We start from the raw sequence: 17,181 nt of genomic DNA on the forward strand, positions 1-17,181 counted from the left end.
GTCCATTTTTGCTTCGAAGCTTTGGACACCTCGTATGATACCAAGAGGGCTCTTTTTGTTTCAATCCTCAAATTTCTTCATTACAGGAATGCTCCTATAAATCAAATAAAAACCGCTCACCCAAGGGATGAACGGCATAGAAAAAACGACAGAATCCATACAAATTGATGTATTTAATCCATCGTCTCATGCTCTTTCAACCCGAAGAAAATGAAACTATAAGTTAATGGCAGGTCTCCTGGCTTGCGCTTCATTCTACTAAAGTCCTTCCCATATCTTTCCATGAATCGATATAGTGGATATCTTGTTCGTCGGCACTTACAGTTGCGGGGACAGCTCTAGACTTTCACTAGATTCCCTATTAAGACATGTGTGTCACCATCACTCACGACACTATATATGGTATTACTTGACATAACCATCACAATATATTGTATTATTACCCTATCATAGTTTAATAATTTTTGCAATCCTATTCTTGCTAGATTTCTAGAAATCATATAACCAAAATACCCTATGAACCTTCTAATCCATAGGGTATCAAGCATGTAAAATTTTTAATTATTACTTACAATGCGATAATATTCTCTTGCCGTTAACAGATAGACAAGTAAATAAAATACAGCAAAAATAATAATAACACCAGCTGTACACATAGCAAATAATCCAACGTTCGTTAAATTTAGAGCTTCTAGTAATTTCGTAATGACATTGAAAGCAAATAAAATATGGACTACTGCAGCAATTAGCGGTAGGAAAAACACTAATAATACTTGACTGCGAATCGATTTCTTAATTTCATCCTTGCTTAAGCCAACTTTTTGCATGATTTCAAAACGGTTCTTATCCTGGTATCCTTCCGAGATTTGCTTATAGTAAATTATTAATACAGTCGCCATGATAAATAGGGTACCTAAGAATATCCCTAAGAAAAATAGTCCGCCATATAGCGAGTAAAATATCTCTTTACTTTCCTCGGCACCTTCTGCGTGCCCAACCATTTTTGCAGCTTTTAACTTCTCAGTCAATTGACCTGGTAAGGCAATTTCTTTATCTACGTCGCCATCTACATCGAACCCATAGTATACGTTGTAGCCTTCAGCATCAGTAGGATCGAGTTCTCGAATGGTTTCTTCATCAGGAACAATGACGAAATTAAAGCTATCCAAAATCATGGCTGAAGCAATTCCATCTACCTGTAGATCAGGTAACTGCTCTTTTATGGTAAACGTTTGGTCAAACATCGTAATCGAATCTTGGATTTCTTCACCTCTAAAGGTGTATAAAAGCACTTCATCTTCAGCTAATTGCTCTGAACGATTTTCCATCCGATTATACTCACTTAAGGGAATGAGGACTATCATGCCTATGTCAGCACCGTAACCCATTCCAGCCCCACTTACGAATTCACTACCATTTTTGATTACTTGAAGTTCCTTATAGTAATAGTAATGTGGTTTTTCAATTGTTAGTGCAAGATCATTTGCCCCTTCCTGAATGAGTTCTTCCATTACTGCTAAATCTTCTGGTTGAACATCATACGCGGTAACCGCAATTTCTTTTGGATAACGATTTTTAATTAACTCCTCCATCCCGATATATAGGCAAACCGTTGACGATAACATAACAAGAACCATCGTAGATAGTACGCAAATGTTTGCCAGTCCAACCGCATTTTGTTTCATTCGATAAATCATTCCAGAAACACTAATAAAGTGGTTTGTCTTGTAATAGAACGACTTGTTCTTCCGAAGCATTTTGAATAAGGCTATAGTACCTGCAGTAAATAAAGCATACGTTGCAATAATAACGAGTAATACAGCTAGAAAGAATTTGTTAAGAGCAGCTAAAGGTGACTCGGTCGCTAAAGCAATATAGTATCCAGTTGATAGTGCGATAATGCCTATTAGTACGATTAACCACTTTGTCTTTGGCTCTTTCTCGCCAACTTCCCCTCCCTTAAGTAGCTCAATTGGCTTAGACAAGTGAATATGCCTTAAGTTGTTTAACAAGGTTAGCAAAAATATCACACTAAAAAGAATGACCGTAATAAGTAATGGTTGCATAGAGATTACTGTGGTAAACGGTATTTCAAAGGTTAATAGCTTCATAAGTAATAAAAACATTAATCTGCTGACCACAATTCCTGTTATTAAACCTACTACTAGACTTAATATAGCTACATAGAAAGCCTCCCAAGTAATCATTTTTGCAATATGTTTTTTCTCCATCCCTAGAATATTATAGAGGCCAAACTCTTTTTGTCGTTGTTTCGTAATAAAGCTATTTGTATAAAATAGAAAAATCATCGAGAATATGCCAATAATATAACTACCTAAAGTGAGCAATAATTGGAGAACCTCTACTCCCGGTATTTCTTCTAACCCCTGGTTCCCACTTATAAAAACCATCATGTAAAACATCGCAATAGTGCCAATACAGGTTAGGATATACGGAATATATGTTTTTCTATTCTTTTTCAAATTATTCCATGCTAACGTTGGATAGAAAAATCTACTCATATTCCACACCGCCTGTTGCGATAACATGGAGGGCATCTGATATTTTTTGATACATTTCCTCGTTCGTTAACGACCCTTTATAAATTTGGTGAAATACGGTACCATCTTTTATAAAAAGAACTCGTTTTGCATGACTTGCCGCTTTCGTACTATGGGTTACCATAAGCACAGTTTGTCCTTCATCATTAATAGTTGTAAACATTTTCAGTAAATCATCCGATGCACGTGAATCGAGTGCCCCTGTTGGCTCATCGGCTAAGATTAGCTTTGGATTGGTAATTAAAGCTCTGGCTACTGCTGCTCGTTGCTTTTGCCCTCCAGACACTTCATATGGATACTTTTCTAATATTTTGGTGATCCGAAGCTTTTGAGCAAGTGGTGCTATACGACTGCGCATCTCCTTATATGATTTACCAGACAAGACTAAAGGTAAGAATATATTGTCTTGTATGGTGAATGTATCCAGTAGATTAAAATCTTGAAACACAAAACCAAGATTCCCTCGTCTAAATGAGGATAGTTGTTTATCTTTGATAGTAAGAATGCTTTTGCCTTCTAATAGCACATTCCCGCTTGTCGGCTTATCTAAAGCAGCCAGGATATTTAATAGGGTCGTTTTTCCTGATCCTGACTCCCCCATGATTGCCACATATTCCCCCTCCTCAACGGAAAAGGATACATCTGTTAGTGCCTGAACATGATTACCACCGAAACGTGTCGTATACACTTTCTTTACATTTTTCACTTCAAGTATCGTCATTTCTTATTACCTCCACGTCTTATTTCATGTTCAGTATACCAACCATCAAACCGCGTTAGACATCGCTTTTGCTTACAATTCTGGTAGTAACCTTACGATAATGTAAGGTTACTATTCTATTTCAATATTAGTGGTTTTTAAATCTATGGACACTTTGGTACCTTGTCCAATTTCTGACTCCATTTTCATTTGGTGGGAGAGTTTGCTTGTAATTTGCTTACACATGTATAGTCCAAGTCCCGTAGACTTCTTAAACATCCTACCATTGAAGCCGGTAAAGCCTCTATCAAACACTCGCGGTAGGTCCTCTGCCCGAATCCCAATTCCAGTATCTTGTATTACGAGCGTTTTTTCTTCGTTAGGATCCATATAAATGGAAACAGAACCTTCCTTAGTATACTTCAGGGCATTCGATAGAATTTGCTCAATGACAAAGAGAAGCCACTTTTCATCTGTTAGAACGTGACAGTTCAGGTCATCGAAGTGTAAGCTAATCTTCTTTCGAATAAACAGCTTTGCATTTTTCCGAACGGCCTGCTTTACGATATCATCCAAGCTATATTCTCTCAGCTCTAAATCAGAGGACATTGTATCCAAGCGGAGGTATTGTAATACAAATTCCACATATTGTTCTATTTTAACTAGCTCCATTGATAATTCTTGGTGATGCTCCATTTCCTCTGTCTGTAAGATAAGCCGCATGGCCGCAATTGGTGTTTTAATTTGATGGGTCCATTGGGTAAAATACTCAATTAAATCGGTATGGCTACTATCCGCTCTAAGCTTACTATCAATATTTTCTTGATAGAGAAGTTGGATGATCTCCTGGTATGTTGCCTCCAACGTATCTTGAGGTGTTGGTAGCTGTTCCAATTTTACCGTGATAGTGTTTTGCAGTTCCTGAAGCTTGTGATAATGTTTATAAAACTTGGCAAAACCAATGACCAAGACAACGATTCCGATATAGAAACAAAGTACGGCAGAATAGATTATCGGTTCCAATGATTGGTTATATAAATAAATTACAAAGGAGAAAATAAGGGTAATGAGTAAAAATAGGACGATATAAAACTTTTTAAACTTTATGTACTGAAGAAACAATTTAATTTTAGATTGATTCATCTTATTCCACCAAATATCCTATCCCTTTTTTTGTTATGATAAAGTCGATGAGACCTACACGTTCTAACTTCTTTCGTAGTCTCGTAACATTTACGGTAAGTGTATTATCGTCGATAAAGCTATCCGTCTCCCAAAGTCTTGTCATCAAGGCATCCCTAGAAACGGTTTTCCCCTTACTCTCTAATAAAAACTGTAGTATTTTTAACTCGTTTTTAGTCAGGTCTACTTTTTGATTGTCATAGGTCAGCGTCCCATCACTTACATTAACGATAGCACCTTTATGCTGAAGCAGATTCGTTTGCCCAGTAAAGTCATACGTTCTTCTCAACATTGCTTGCACTTTGGAGGTTAGGACGTTTAAGTCAAATGGTTTGGAGATAAAATCATCCCCCCCCATATTCATAGCCATGACAATATTCATATTGTCAGATGCAGAAGAAATAAAAATGATTGGTACTTTGGATACTTTGCGAATCTCACTGCACCAATGAAAGCCATTAAATGATGGTAGTGAAATATCTAGTAAAATTAATTGCGGATCTATTGAAATAAATGATGCCATGACATCATGAAAGTCGGTTATATATTCTACTTCATATCCCCAAGATGTTAAATGCTTTTTCATTGAACGAGCGATTGTCATATCATCTTCTACAATTAGAATTTTGTACATAACAGATTTCCCCTCCTCTTTTCCATCGTTTCTAAACTAATTAAAAGTATACAACGTAGTCCCAGATTATCCCAATAGAATTGGAAGTTGGTGGCATTATTCAGTAAAATAATAATAAATAGGTGAGGGTGGTGAACCGATGGATAACATAGTTAATTTAATTCGCTCTGCTTCTTATACACTCTTTTTTACTGGTGCTGGCATGTCCACTGAAAGCGGACTACCTGATTTCCGCTCAAAGGATAGAGGATTATGGTCCAAATTTAATCCAGATGAACTAGCGAATGTCCAAGCATTAGTGCATAACTTTCAGGAATTTACTGAATTCTACCAATTCCGCCTTCGAGAGATAACAAAATACAAGCCACATGAAGGGCATCATATTTTAGGCCGCTGGGAGCAGCAAGGACTTGTTAGTGGCATCATCACACAGAATGTCGATGGCTTTCACCATGATGCTGGGAGTCATAATGTGATGGAGCTTCATGGAACATTTCGGAAGTTTTTCTGTAATCAATGTAAACGAGAGCAGGACAGAGAGCGGTATATCAATGGGGAGCATCATTGTGAGTACTGTAATGGTCCCGTTCGACCGGGAATTGTCCTTTTTGGTGAAATGCTTCCAGAGGATGTTTTCTACAAGGCGGAGATAGAAACAAGTAAAGCCGATTTATTTATTGTTTTAGGCTCCTCACTAACAGTAAGCCCTGCTAATATGTTCCCCATGATTGCAAAAGAGCACGGTGCAAAGCTAGTTATTGTGAATCGTGAGCCAACTCCAATGGATCATTATGCTGATTATATTGTCCGGGATAAGAGTATTCGGGAATTTTTAGTTGAGGTGGAAGAGCGGTTGTAGGAGGGGGGTGGGGGTATTCCTGGCTCGCTCGGGGGGCTTCCTGATTCGCGCGAGATTCCTCCTGGTTCGCGCGGGATCCTCCCTGATTCACGAGAGATTCCCCCTGTCGCGCGAATATTTCCAGGGCTCGCGCGGTTCTCTCCCTTGGTCGCGCGAATTCTTCCGGAGCTCGCGCGTTCTGCACCCAAAGACGCGCGAATTGCTCATCTCTTCATACAACTATTCTAACAGCAAAAAGAACAGGATCGAATGATGCTCCTGTTCTACTTGAATTACCCTAAAACGGCGCGGTCACTTTCAAACTGTGCTCCGCGTATTCGTTGGAATTCCCTTAATAAATCTTCAATTGTTAGGTTCTGTTTCTTTTCATTGTTAATGTCTAAGATTATTTGTCCTTTATCCATCATGATTAATCGGTTCCCTAAATCAAGTGCCTGCTGCATATTATGGGTAACCATTAAGGTGGTGAGCCCATGTTCTTCTACGACTTCCTTCGTTAAGGTTGTGATTAGTTGTGCTCGTGATGGATCGAGGGCAGCTGTATGCTCATCAAGTAATAAAATATTTGGATTTGTAAAGGTGGCCATTAATAAGGATAATGCTTGGCGTTCTCCCCCTGATAATAGCCCAACTTTCGCATTTAAGCGGTCTTCTAATCCTAGGTTTAATGTTTTTAGATGCTCTTTAAAGTCTTCTCTACGCTTTTTGGTTACTCCCCGTCTTAGTTTTCTTTTCCGAATTCTCGAGTAGGCCATCGCTAAGTTTTCTTCAATCGTCATAGAAGGTGCCGTACCTGCCATAGGATCTTGGAACACGCGCCCAATATATGCCGACCGTTTATATTCAGGAAGTAGTGTTACATCATTATTCCCAATGACCACTTCCCCGATATCTGGCATGAGATTACCTGAAATCACATTCATTAAGGTGGATTTTCCAGCACCATTACTGCCGATTACAGTGACAAAATCTCCCTCTTCTAATGTTAAATTAATTCGTTGTAATGCTTTCTTCTCATCGGGGGTACCTTCATTAAATGTTATCGCGACTTCTTTTACATGTAACATATTAGGCCCCCTCCTTTAAACCACTTATGGCGGCACGTTTTTTGATTCGCCGCTTCTTTTCCTTATGAGCTTGGAGTATTTTCGGCGTAATTAATGCAACGATGACAATAAATGCCGTAATCAATTTCATATCACCGGTATCTAAAAAGTCTACGCGAAGTGCTAAAGCAACCACGATTCGGTACACAATTGCACCACCGATTACGGCGATTGTTGCAATTGCAATAGTCTTCTTACCAAATAGCGCCTCCCCGATAATAACCGAGGCAAGACCAATGACAATCATCCCAATCCCCATCGAAACATCGGCAAAGCCACCAATTTGTGCAATTAATGCTCCACTAAGTGCAACCATGGCATTGGAAATGCCGACCCCTAACACGATTAAATTATCGGTATTAGCTGATAGACTTCTAATCATCCGTTTGTTGTCTCCAGTTGCTCGTAATGCTAATCCTACTTCCGTTTTTAAAAAGGCATCCGTCAATAATTTTATTACTAACGTTACTATGATCATTACTATTACAATGACCCATGTTGCTGGTGCACGTCCTGACAGAATGGCTGTCCATATTCCATTAAAAAAGCTATCCATACTAGCTGGCCAAATATCTCGAAGCTGCGAAAATATAGTTGGCTGATTATGCAAGGATACTGTCGGCTGCCCCATAATTCGTAGGTTAATAGAATACAAGGCAATCATCATCAAAATACCGGATAATAAAGCGTTTATTTTCCCCTTCGTATGCAAAAGGCCTGTTAAACAACCAGCGATAAAACCAGCAATGATTGCAAGTAAAGTAGCCACGATTGGTGATACGCCGTTTACAATCGAAATGGCAGCAACACCTGCACCAGTTACAAAACTACCGTCTACTGTTAAATCAGGAAAATCTAATACCCGGAAGGTTAAATATACCCCTAAAGCCATAATGGCATAAATAATCCCAGACTCAACAGCACCAAATATCGATATAGCCACGATTCCTTTACCTCCTTTTCCACCTACTTACATAAAGTGGAAATAACTCACGCATTAGAATAGAGAAGCAGGCCAACAGCCTGCTTCCAAATCGGTCTCATTATCGGGTTCATTGCTAACCAAATGATTACTGTGTCTCTTTAAATTGAGCAGTTGCATCCCATTCCGCATTCCACTCAACACCTTGCTCCTCAGCAGCATCTTTATTAATAAATAATTGAATTTCTGGCGGATACTCGGCTGGGATGTCTTTTGTAGACTTACCGTCCTTCAAAATTTCAACAGCCATTTCCCCTGCCCGCTTACCAATTGTATAATAATCAATTCCAAATGTAGCAAATCCACCCTTTTCTAAGGAATCTGGTTCCCCTACTACTAAAGGAATATCTTGTTCATTGGCAACCGCTACTACACTTTCCAGCGCAGATACGACCGTGTTGTCGGTCACAATATAGAATAAATCAACGTCATTTACTAATGATGTTGCTGCTTGTTGAACTTCAGATGAGTTCGCAACCGTACGTTCTACAAAGTTTAAAGAAGTTCCCTCACCAGCCGCTTGGACTGCGTTAATTTGTGTCACAGAGTTTGATTCCCCTGCATTGTAAATCAGTCCGACTGTTGAGTCTGGGAAGTATTGGTCAATAAATTTCACTGTCTCTTGGATTGCTTCGGGATGTAAATCGGTTACCCCAGTAATATTTTCCCCTGGTTCATCCATCGCCTCCACTAATCCTGACTCTACCGCATCTGTAACAGATGTGAAAACAATTGGAATATCCCGTGCATCTTTTGTTGCTTCCAGCGCTGATAATGCTGCAGGTGTTGAATTTGCAAAAATTAAATCCACATCATCTGCAACAAAGCCATCTGAAATTGGCTTTAAATTATTTTGATCTCCTTGGGCACTCCGAAAGTCATACTCCACTTCTAACCCGGCTTCCTCTAGCGCTGCCTGGAAGCCTTCATAGGCTCTATCCAACGATGGATGCTCCACTATTTGCGATGCACCAATTTTGTATGTATCGCCGCTTCCACTTGTACCACATGCAGCTAAAACTACTACACTAATCCACGCTAAAACGATTAACTGAAGTCCTCTTTTCACTCTCTACTCCCCCTTAACTCTTCTAAACTTAAAGTATAATTTGAGAAATTATAACATACTGAAAACTTTAGTCAACCCTATTTTTTGATAATTCGCCCAACTTGTAACCGCTTACTATTTAGGGGAAAATTCGCTACGTTCCCTTATCCCCCCTTAGAAATGAATTACTTTTTCAATAGCTTTTGTGATTCGCTCAGGTGTTGGTAAATAATGGTTCTCTAAGCTAAAAAACGGGACTGGGACATCAAAACCTGTAACTCTCTCCACAGGTGCCTTTAAATACAGGAAAGCTGTATCATTGATAATCGAAACGATATCATTGCCAAGTCCACCTGTTCTTGGTGCTTCATGTATTACTACTGCTCGCCCGGTCTTTTGCACAGATTCAGCAATTAGTGCCTCATCTAATGGGTAAAGTGTACGAAGATCAAGCACTTCACAGCTAATTCCATCTCCCCCTACTTGTTTTACAACCTTTTCAACTAAAGGGACCATAGCACCCCATGTAATCAAGGTAACGTCATTACCCTCGATACGCTTTTTCCCTTTACCTATCTCAACTGTATATGAAGCTACTGGTACCTCTTCCCGGAAGGAACGATAACTATGCATTGGTTCCATGTAAAGCACCGGATCCGGATCCTCTACCGCTGCTATTAATAATCCCTTTGCATCATACGGTGTTGCCGGACAAACTACTTTTAGCCCAGGCATATGAGTAAATAAACTTTCCGTACTATCCGAATGAATCTCCGGTGCTCTTACTCCAGCACCATAAGGGGCACGAATGACCATCGGAACGGAATATCTTCCCATTGTACGCGAGCGAATCCGCGATACATGGGTCATAATTTGATCATAAGCTGGGTAGATAAAGCCCATGAATTGAATCTCTGCTATCGGTTTAAATCCATTTACGGCTAATCCGACAGATGTTCCGATAATGCCAGATTCCGATAGAGGGGTATCGATGACACGATCTATACCAAATGCTTCCTGCAATCCATCGGTAGCACGAAACACTCCACCATTCTTACCAACATCTTCACCCAAGATCAAGCACATTTCATCTTGCTCTAATACTGCCCTCATCCCTTCGTTTATGGCCTGAATCATTGTCATGCTTTTCGTTGCTGTTTTTTTCGCTTCTGTAAAATCTGTTGTCATTTTATTCACCCCTTAACAGCTGAAGATAGGAATCTCTTTGTGTAGCCAGTGAACTAGGAAGCTCTGCAAATACATGATCAAACAAATCCTCCACTTTAGGCTTCGGATACGTTTCCATTGCTTTAACTGCTTCTTCAATTTCCTCTTCTATCTTTGCTTGAGTGGATTGGATATAAGCATCCTGCCAAAACCCCTCATTTTTCATAAACCGTTCCAGTCGGACAATCGGATCGACAATTTCTGCTCCCTGCCCCTCTGGACGATATTTCGTTGGATCGTCTGCAGTGGTATGTGCTCCTGTTCTCCAGGTTACAGCTTCAATCAAGGTTGGACCGCCACCATTTCTAGCTCGCTCTGTGGCACGTTGCATCTCAAAATAAACTGCAAAAAAGTCATTTCCATCTACCCGTACACTCGGAATCTCATAAGCTACTCCCTTTTGGGCAATTGTTTTGGAATTCATTTGTCGCTCAAAGGGCACAGAAATGGCATAGCCATTATTCTGGTTGAAAAATATCGTTGGTGTTTGAAAGACACTAGCGAAATTCAATCCCTCATGAAAGTCTCCTTCTGACGTTGCTCCATCACCAAAATAAGCAATCGCGATATGCTGTGTCCCTTTCCGCTTCTCAGCCCACGATGCACCAACCGCATGGAGCAGTTGTGTTGCTATTGGGACAGCTGCTGGAAAGATATGTTTCCCTTCTGGTGGGACACAGCCTTCCAACCTTCCATTCCAATATAAAAATGTCCGTGTCATGTCCGCCCCAAAGGTTAACATCGCCCCATGATCTCGATATGTAGGAAATAACCAATCATTTTCTCGCAATGCTAGTGCACTTCCCACCTGTGCCGCTTCTTGACCTTCAAACGGGGGATATGTTCCAATTCTCCCTTGTCTTTGCAAGCTTTTGGCCTTTTTATCAAATGTGCGAATTCGATACATATGGTAATACGCCTTCTGAACAAGCTCCTCCTGTATCAAAGATTTACTAGTAACATCGAGCAAATTGCCTTGGTCATCGATTACTTGCTTTAATGGATAAGCGTTCTCCATCCAATAACCTCCAATACTAGTCTAGTAGAACCAGGGTTACATACATGTTAATTAAAAGTATAACGTTATTTTAACGTAATTTTATCATTATGTAATATTTCGGTCAATTAATTATTATAAAATATAAATTTTTCAAACTACTCTATCTTACTAACCGATTCCAACTGCTTCAGTCCAGACTTTAGCTGATCTTTCGCCTCTTCCATCATGGTCTCTATTAATGCTTTTACACTTGGGATATCTTCTATTAATCCTGCTACTTGACCACCATTAATAAATCCCCGATCCAAATCACCATCGAGCGCACCGATCACATGGTGTGCTTCACTTGTTAGGCAGGCAAACTCCTGCAAGCCAATACCGTTTTTCTCTTTTTCTAGTAGACTTCTGACATAGGATGTACCGATTACACGTCTTAATCTATTAAAGCTTCGTCCAATAATAATCGCATCCGTACCATTTGCTTGAAGCAATTGGGCTTTATAGTTTTCATGGAAAGGCGCTTCCTTAGTAGCAATAAAGCGTGTGCCAATTTGAACCCCTTCTGCCCCTAACATTAGAGCTGCTGCCAACCCTTTTCCATCACCAATTCCTCCTGCTGCGATGACTGGTATTGTAACCTTTTGGACGACTTGTGGAACCAATGTAAAGGTAGTAAGCTCGAGTGCCGAGTTAATTCCAGCTGCTTCAAATCCTTCTGCTACTAGAATATCTGCACCTGCTGCTTCCGCTTTTTGGGCATGCTTTACGGAGGCGACAATTGCTATAACGACTTTTCCATGTTCATGAAGCTTCGGTATATAGGGCGCTGGATTTCCAGCTGAAAGGGAAATCACCGGTATATCATGTTGAATACTTAGCGTTATTAATTCGTCAACAAATGGCGATACTTGCAGTGCTATATTAAGGGCAAATGGCTTATTGGTTAATCGCTTCGTATCGAGGATTATGTTTTCTACTTGTTCTGGAGGCATCGTGCCACAACCAATCGTCCCTAGTCCCCCTGCATTCGATACCGCAGCGGTGAGCTGTGCATTCGAAATATTTCCCATGCCCCCCTGGATAATCGGATAGGAAATAGTTAAAAGCTCGGTTACATTGTTCATCACTAGACCTCCTACTTCCCCTGGAACTTAGGTGCTCTCTTTTCACTAAATGCTTGTAATGCTTCTATTCTATCCTCTGTCGGTATCGTGAGCTCATATGCTTTTGCCTCAATATCGATGCCCGTTTTCAAGTCTGTATTCATGCCAACCGTTATCGCATATTTTGCTTGTGTTACGGCAATCGGCCCGTTTTGAAGCATGCAATTGGCTAGCTCATTACATTCATCTAACAAGGAATCCTTCGATACCACTTTTAGCAAAATGCCAAGTTCCTTTGCCTCATCGGCTGTAATCTTCCTTGCAGTAAGAATTAGCTCCTTGGCTCTCATCTCCCCAATTAATCTAGGTAATCGCTGTGTTCCACCGGCACCAGGAATGATTGCCCAGCTTGTTTCCGTAAGACCCATTTTCACCTCACGTGCCGCAATCGCAAAGTCGCAAGCGAGCATAAGCTCAAATCCACCGCCAAAGCAATAACCATTTATCGCAGCAATAGTTGGCTGTGGGAGATTAGCAGTTCGCTCAAAGCAATCACGAATCGCTTTCACATTTCGTCTAACTTCTTGTTCTGATAACGATTTTCGTTCTCTCAAATCGGCACCCGAACTAAATGCTTTATCACCGGCACCGGTAATAATAACCGCTCTAATTTCATGATCCAGATGGATTTGGCTTACGATCGTCTTTAGTTCTGTTAGCATTTGGTAATTAAAAGCATTTAAGGCATTTGGGCGGTTTAACGTAATGTAGGCGATTTGGTTGTTTTTTTGGAAAAGTATTGTTTCCATTGGTTTCTCCTTTCGAGTGGTGCTATTCTATTTATATTTGGATGATTAGTGGAGGATTCCATTCATACCATGTTTGTTTTTTGCATGCTTATACTCCTTCTACAATTACCGAGATACCCTGCCCTACACCAATACACATCGTCGCTAACCCATAGTGAACATTTCTCCGTCTTCCCATTTCATGTACTAGTGTAGTTAATATACGGGCACCACTTGCACCAAGCGGGTGACCATACGCTATAGCTCCACCATTAACATTTACCAATTCAGAATCTAGTTCTAACTGATGAATGCAGGCAATAGATTGCGAGGCAAATGCTTCGTTTAATTCTACTAATCCAATATCCTGTACGGTTAAGTTGGCACGTGCCAACGCTTTTCTCGTAGCATGAATTGGGCCAAGTCCCATCACCGCCGGCTCAAGACCTGCTGTTGCACCCGTTACATAACGGGCTAAGAAGTTAAGGCCTAATTCCTTTGCTTTACTTACACTCATTAATAAAAGTGCAGAGGCTCCGTCGTTAACCCCAGAAGCATTTCCGGCTGTGATCGTACCACTTTCAAATATAGGCTTTAGCTTTGCTAGCTTCTCCAAGGATGTATCTGGGCGGGGATGCTCATCTTGTTCAATGCGAATCTCATTCCCTTTCCTATCGTGATAGACGACAGGAACTAATTCACGAGAAAATCGCTTTTCTTCTACTGCTTTTTTAGCACGCATTTGACTTTGAAAGGCAAATTGATCTTGTTCCTTTCGACTAATTCCATAGCGTTTGGCTACATTTTCAGCGGTTTGTGGCATGGAATCGGTACCATATAATTTATCCAGCTTAGAATTGATGAAACGCCACCCTATGGTCGTATCATAAAGCTCCATATTCCCCCTTGGAAAATCTTTTTCTGGCTTTGCCATAACAAGTGGTGCACGGGTCATACTTTCCGTACCACCAGCAATGAAACAATCACCTTCACCTACCGCTATTGCTCTAGCCGCATACATAACAGCATCTAATCCAGAACCACAAAGACGATTAATCGTGGTACCACCAACTTCTACTGGAAGACCTGCAAGCAAAGCAGACATTCTGGCAACATTACGATTATCCTCCCCAGCTTGGTTAGCATTTCCCAAAACAACCTCTTCAATATCCGCAGCAGGCAAATTTGGATTTCTCTCCACTAGTGCCTTAATCACTACAGCAGCTAAATCATCTGGTCGGATATCCTTTAACGCTCCCTTATACCGTCCAATCGGCGTTCTAACTGCATCCACAATTACAACTTCTCTCACTTTTTCACCACCTCACCATCCGTAGAATAGTCGTAGACTCCTCTACCAGTCTTGCGCCCCATTCTACCGGCCTTCACATATTGCTCTAATAATGGTGCTGGTCGAAATTTTTCCCCTAATGTTTCATGAAGATACTTTAAGTTATTGAGTCGTGTGTCCAATCCAACTAGATCGCCAAGCTCCAGTGGACCCATTGGATAATTCAATCCTAGTTTTATCGCTTTATCGATATCTTCTGCACTAGCAACACCTTCTTGAAGCATATAGAAGGCTTCATTTCCAACCATCGCACTAATCCTGCTCGTAACAAAGCCCGGAAATTCATTCACTTCAACGGTTTCCTTATTCATTCGTTCTGCAACTTCCCGAATAATTTGGACCGTTTCCCTGCTTGTTTCTAGTCCCTTTACGATTTCAACTAGCTTCATTCGATGAACCGGATTAAAAAAGTGCATAGCTGCCACTTTCTCTGGTCTTTTGGTATAAGAGCCTAATTCTGTTGGGCTGATGGTTGAGGTATTCGAAGCGATTACGATATCGCTCGGTGCATGCTGATCAACGGTTTCTAACACATGCTTTTTTAACGCTCGTTTTTCCGGAACTGCTTCAATGACCAAATCTGTATCACTTACGGCGTTGACGAGGTCTAATGACGTATGTAGCTTGGAAAATAGTTCGTTAGCTGCTGATTCGGATAGTTTATTTAAGGTGACTGCTTTTTCTGCAAGACGGGTTAATTCGTTTAGGGCACTCCTTAATTGTTCCTCGGATATGTCAACTAGTGTCGTGCGTATGCCTGCATGTGCTGAGACATAGGCTATACCTCTTCCCATCACACCTGCTCCTACGACCGTAATGTTTTCTATCGTCATGTGTAAGCATTCCTTTCTATTAGAATCATTAACATTATTGCCTAGTGATTAAATAGTGGTCATTCCCTTAGTAGACCAAATACACAGAAGAAACCAGAGGGAGGATAGGTGACCCTATTTATTCCCTCTAGCTACGTGCGCGTAACCTCCTGTAGCAAGGTATTGGCAAATTCCCCCGATGGAAACCTAGCTTATTCGCTATCGGTAAAAGAAAACGCCAACAGACATCATGCTTTCTCTATAATAAGTAACATGTAATCGAGCAAAGGCGTATCATTAGCTATTCTTACACACCAAATGGATTTATCGGCTTTGGTCCGTAATAAGATAGGACACTTTTATCCTCCATATATAAATCAAGTGTTTCAACGGTTAATTCTCTTCCATATCCAGATTGTTTGTACCCGCCAAATGGTGTTCCTGGGAAGGCGGAGAACGGGCTGTTAATCATGACAATCCCCGCTTGAATTTGATGGGCTACCCTAGTTGCTCTCGCTTGATTCGTCGTCCAAACAGCAGAGCCTAGTCCATACTCTGTATCGTTCGCTCTCCTTATTACGTCACGCTCATCAGAGAATGTCTCTACCACCACGACAGGGCCAAATATTTCTTCACGAACGACCTTCATATCTGGTGTTACATTCGTAATAATAGTTGGCTCATACCAGTAGCCATTTTCAAAGCCCTCTATCTCCATCTCTTTTCCACCAGTTACAATGGTTGCCCCCTCTTCACGGGCAGATTGCACATAGGAATCAATCTTTTCCAACTGGCTACGACTTATGATGGAACCTATATGGGTAGACTTATCAAATGGGTCGCCCAGCTTTAATTTCTGTGTTCTTGTAACGAACTGCTCCATAAATTCATCATAGATAGCTTCATGAACGAATAAGCGTGATCTTGCCTCACAGGACTGACCGGTATTAAAGAAGATTCCGAATAGAGAGCCTGCAACTGCCGCTTCTAAATCCGCATCTTCAAAAACAATGCTCGGTGATTTCCCACCTAGTTCAAGTGTTAAACGCTTTAACGTACTAGCAGCCTTCTCCATAATGTCTCGACCAGTAGGTGTTGAACCGGTGAATGCCACCTTATTGACGTCCTTATGGGTTACTAAATAATCTCCCACAACTTGGCCGGCACCAGGAATGGTATTTACTACACCTTCTGGTACGCCTGCTTCATGACAAATCTCATTTAATAGAAGGGCCGTTATTGGTGTTAAGCTTGCTGGTTTTACAACAACCGAACAACCAGCAGCAATAGCAGGGGCGATCTTCCACGCAGCCATCATCATCGGATAATTCCAAGGAATAATCTGTGCACAAACGCCAACAGGCTCTTTATGTGTGTAATTGAAAAATCCATTCGGCATGTTATTTACCGTTCCTCTATGTCCAACAATTGCACCAGCGTAAAATTCAAAGTCTTCGATGGCTTGATTAATTTGCACTTGTGCAGCACCAAGAGATTTCCCACTATTTAATACCTCAAGCTCAACAAGCTCCTGAAAGCGACTACGCATTATCTCCGCAATTTTATTTAACACACGGGCACGCTTTCCTACTGGATATTTACGCCACTTTCCATTGTCAAAGGAATTTCTTGCAGCTTGAACCGCTCTTTCTGCATCTTCTATTTGAGCCTTCGCAATCGTCGCAATAACTTCTCCTTTTGCCGGATTAAACGTTTCAAACACTTCGCCTGAAACACTTTCTACTCGCTCACCATTAATAATCATCCCGTAGTGACTACGCTTCATTTCTCCAACCGATGTGATTTTATCGGATACCACTTGTTCCAT

At 40.8% G+C, this 17,181-nt stretch carries 15 protein-coding genes and 1 riboswitch; of the genes, 1 reads left to right on the forward strand and 14 read right to left on the reverse strand.

All coding sequences use genetic code 11. The annotated features are described in order from the left end of the window. Positions 1 to 210 precede the first annotated feature (210 nt). A riboswitch (cobalamin riboswitch) is annotated at positions 211 to 398 on the reverse strand. Positions 399 to 557: 159 nt separating this feature from the next. From ACSKT4_RS11765 to ACSKT4_RS11780, 4 genes are all read right to left on the reverse strand, one after another. Then, positions 558 to 2,522, reverse strand: coding sequence for an FtsX-like permease family protein (locus ACSKT4_RS11765; protein ID WP_465823444.1), 1,965 nt, complete (start codon positions 2,520 to 2,522; stop codon positions 558 to 560). After that, on the reverse strand, positions 2,515 to 3,282 hold the full coding sequence (locus tag ACSKT4_RS11770) for an ABC transporter ATP-binding protein (protein ID WP_465823446.1): 768 nt from the start codon (positions 3,280 to 3,282) through the stop codon (positions 2,515 to 2,517). The genes ACSKT4_RS11765 and ACSKT4_RS11770 overlap by 8 nt, the downstream gene beginning before the upstream one ends. Positions 3,283 to 3,393: 111 nt before the next feature. Next, positions 3,394 to 4,404: a sensor histidine kinase gene (locus tag ACSKT4_RS11775; RefSeq protein WP_186868190.1), complete on the reverse strand. Its 1,011-nt coding sequence runs from the start codon at positions 4,402 to 4,404 to the stop codon at positions 3,394 to 3,396. 1 nt (position 4,405) lies between these two features. Then, positions 4,406 to 5,077 carry a response regulator transcription factor gene (locus ACSKT4_RS11780; RefSeq protein ID WP_186868189.1) on the reverse strand — a complete coding sequence of 224 codons (672 nt, stop codon included), beginning with the start codon at positions 5,075 to 5,077 and terminating at the stop codon, positions 4,406 to 4,408. 139 nt (positions 5,078 to 5,216) lie between these two features. Between ACSKT4_RS11780 and ACSKT4_RS11785 the strand changes: the two genes are divergently transcribed. Beyond that, the gene (locus tag ACSKT4_RS11785; protein WP_186868188.1) at positions 5,217 to 5,936 is read left to right on the forward strand and encodes an NAD-dependent deacylase; all 720 of its coding nucleotides are present in this window, start codon (positions 5,217 to 5,219) and stop codon (positions 5,934 to 5,936) included. A gap of 272 nt (positions 5,937 to 6,208) precedes the next feature. Here ACSKT4_RS11785 and ACSKT4_RS11790 read toward each other — a convergent pair whose 3' ends face one another. The 10 genes from ACSKT4_RS11790 to ACSKT4_RS11835 form a co-directional block, all read right to left on the reverse strand. After that, positions 6,209 to 7,003, reverse strand: a complete 795-nt coding sequence (locus tag ACSKT4_RS11790) for an ABC transporter ATP-binding protein (protein WP_186868187.1) — start codon at positions 7,001 to 7,003, stop codon at positions 6,209 to 6,211. A gap of 1 nt (position 7,004) precedes the next feature. Beyond that, positions 7,005 to 7,985, reverse strand: coding sequence for an ABC transporter permease (locus ACSKT4_RS11795; RefSeq protein WP_186868186.1), 981 nt, complete (start codon positions 7,983 to 7,985; stop codon positions 7,005 to 7,007). A gap of 127 nt (positions 7,986 to 8,112) precedes the next feature. After that, positions 8,113 to 9,093 carry an ABC transporter substrate-binding protein gene (locus ACSKT4_RS11800; protein ID WP_186868185.1) on the reverse strand — a complete coding sequence of 327 codons (981 nt, stop codon included), beginning with the start codon at positions 9,091 to 9,093 and terminating at the stop codon, positions 8,113 to 8,115. 153 nt (positions 9,094 to 9,246) lie between these two features. Continuing rightward, the gene (locus tag ACSKT4_RS11805) at positions 9,247 to 10,260 is read right to left on the reverse strand and encodes an alpha-ketoacid dehydrogenase subunit beta (protein WP_186868184.1); all 1,014 of its coding nucleotides are present in this window, start codon (positions 10,258 to 10,260) and stop codon (positions 9,247 to 9,249) included. Position 10,261: 1 nt separating this feature from the next. Further along, on the reverse strand, positions 10,262 to 11,317 hold the full coding sequence (gene pdhA, locus ACSKT4_RS11810; RefSeq protein ID WP_186868183.1) for a pyruvate dehydrogenase (acetyl-transferring) E1 component subunit alpha: 1,056 nt from the start codon (positions 11,315 to 11,317) through the stop codon (positions 10,262 to 10,264). A 137-nt stretch (positions 11,318 to 11,454) separates the two neighbouring features. Beyond that, positions 11,455 to 12,423, reverse strand: coding sequence for an NAD(P)H-dependent flavin oxidoreductase (locus ACSKT4_RS11815; protein WP_186868182.1), 969 nt, complete (start codon positions 12,421 to 12,423; stop codon positions 11,455 to 11,457). An 11-nt stretch (positions 12,424 to 12,434) separates the two neighbouring features. After that, a complete protein-coding gene (locus ACSKT4_RS11820) occupies positions 12,435 to 13,211 on the reverse strand; it encodes an enoyl-CoA hydratase-related protein (RefSeq protein ID WP_186868181.1) in 777 nt (258 codons plus the stop codon). Between the two features lie 88 nt (positions 13,212 to 13,299). Continuing rightward, positions 13,300 to 14,502, reverse strand: coding sequence for an acetyl-CoA C-acyltransferase (locus ACSKT4_RS11825; RefSeq protein WP_186868180.1), 1,203 nt, complete (start codon positions 14,500 to 14,502; stop codon positions 13,300 to 13,302). After that, positions 14,499 to 15,374 (reverse strand): 3-hydroxyacyl-CoA dehydrogenase, encoded by an 876-nt coding sequence (locus tag ACSKT4_RS11830; protein WP_465823452.1) that lies wholly within the window; start codon positions 15,372 to 15,374, stop codon positions 14,499 to 14,501. The genes ACSKT4_RS11825 and ACSKT4_RS11830 overlap by 4 nt, the downstream gene beginning before the upstream one ends. Before the next feature lie 286 nt (positions 15,375 to 15,660). After that, entirely contained in the window at positions 15,661 to 17,181 is a 1,521-nt protein-coding gene (locus ACSKT4_RS11835; protein ID WP_186868178.1) for an aldehyde dehydrogenase family protein, read from the reverse strand.

Source organism: Ornithinibacillus liuyingii, from assembly GCF_055550225.1.

Coding starts and splice junctions, on each gene's coding strand:
- ACSKT4_RS11765 (WP_465823444.1), bottom strand. CDS start 2,522: ATGAGTAGATTTTTCTATCCAACGTTAGCATGGAATAATTTGAAAAAG.
- ACSKT4_RS11770 (WP_465823446.1), bottom strand. CDS start 3,282: ATGACGATACTTGAAGTGAAAAATGTAAAGAAAGTGTATACGACACGT.
- ACSKT4_RS11775 (WP_186868190.1), bottom strand. CDS start 4,404: ATGAATCAATCTAAAATTAAATTGTTTCTTCAGTACATAAAGTTTAAA.
- ACSKT4_RS11780 (WP_186868189.1), bottom strand. CDS start 5,077: ATGTACAAAATTCTAATTGTAGAAGATGATATGACAATCGCTCGTTCA.
- ACSKT4_RS11785 (WP_186868188.1), top strand. CDS start 5,217: ATGGATAACATAGTTAATTTAATTCGCTCTGCTTCTTATACACTCTTT.
- ACSKT4_RS11790 (WP_186868187.1), bottom strand. CDS start 7,003: ATGTTACATGTAAAAGAAGTCGCGATAACATTTAATGAAGGTACCCCC.
- ACSKT4_RS11805 (WP_186868184.1), bottom strand. CDS start 10,260: ATGACAACAGATTTTACAGAAGCGAAAAAAACAGCAACGAAAAGCATG.
- pdhA (WP_186868183.1), bottom strand. CDS start 11,317: ATGGAGAACGCTTATCCATTAAAGCAAGTAATCGATGACCAAGGCAAT.
- ACSKT4_RS11815 (WP_186868182.1), bottom strand. CDS start 12,423: ATGAACAATGTAACCGAGCTTTTAACTATTTCCTATCCGATTATCCAG.
- ACSKT4_RS11820 (WP_186868181.1), bottom strand. CDS start 13,211: ATGGAAACAATACTTTTCCAAAAAAACAACCAAATCGCCTACATTACG.
- ACSKT4_RS11830 (WP_465823452.1), bottom strand. CDS start 15,374: ATGACGATAGAAAACATTACGGTCGTAGGAGCAGGTGTGATGGGAAGA.
- ACSKT4_RS11835 (WP_186868178.1), bottom strand. CDS start 17,181: ATGGAACAAGTGGTATCCGATAAAATCACATCGGTTGGAGAAATGAAG.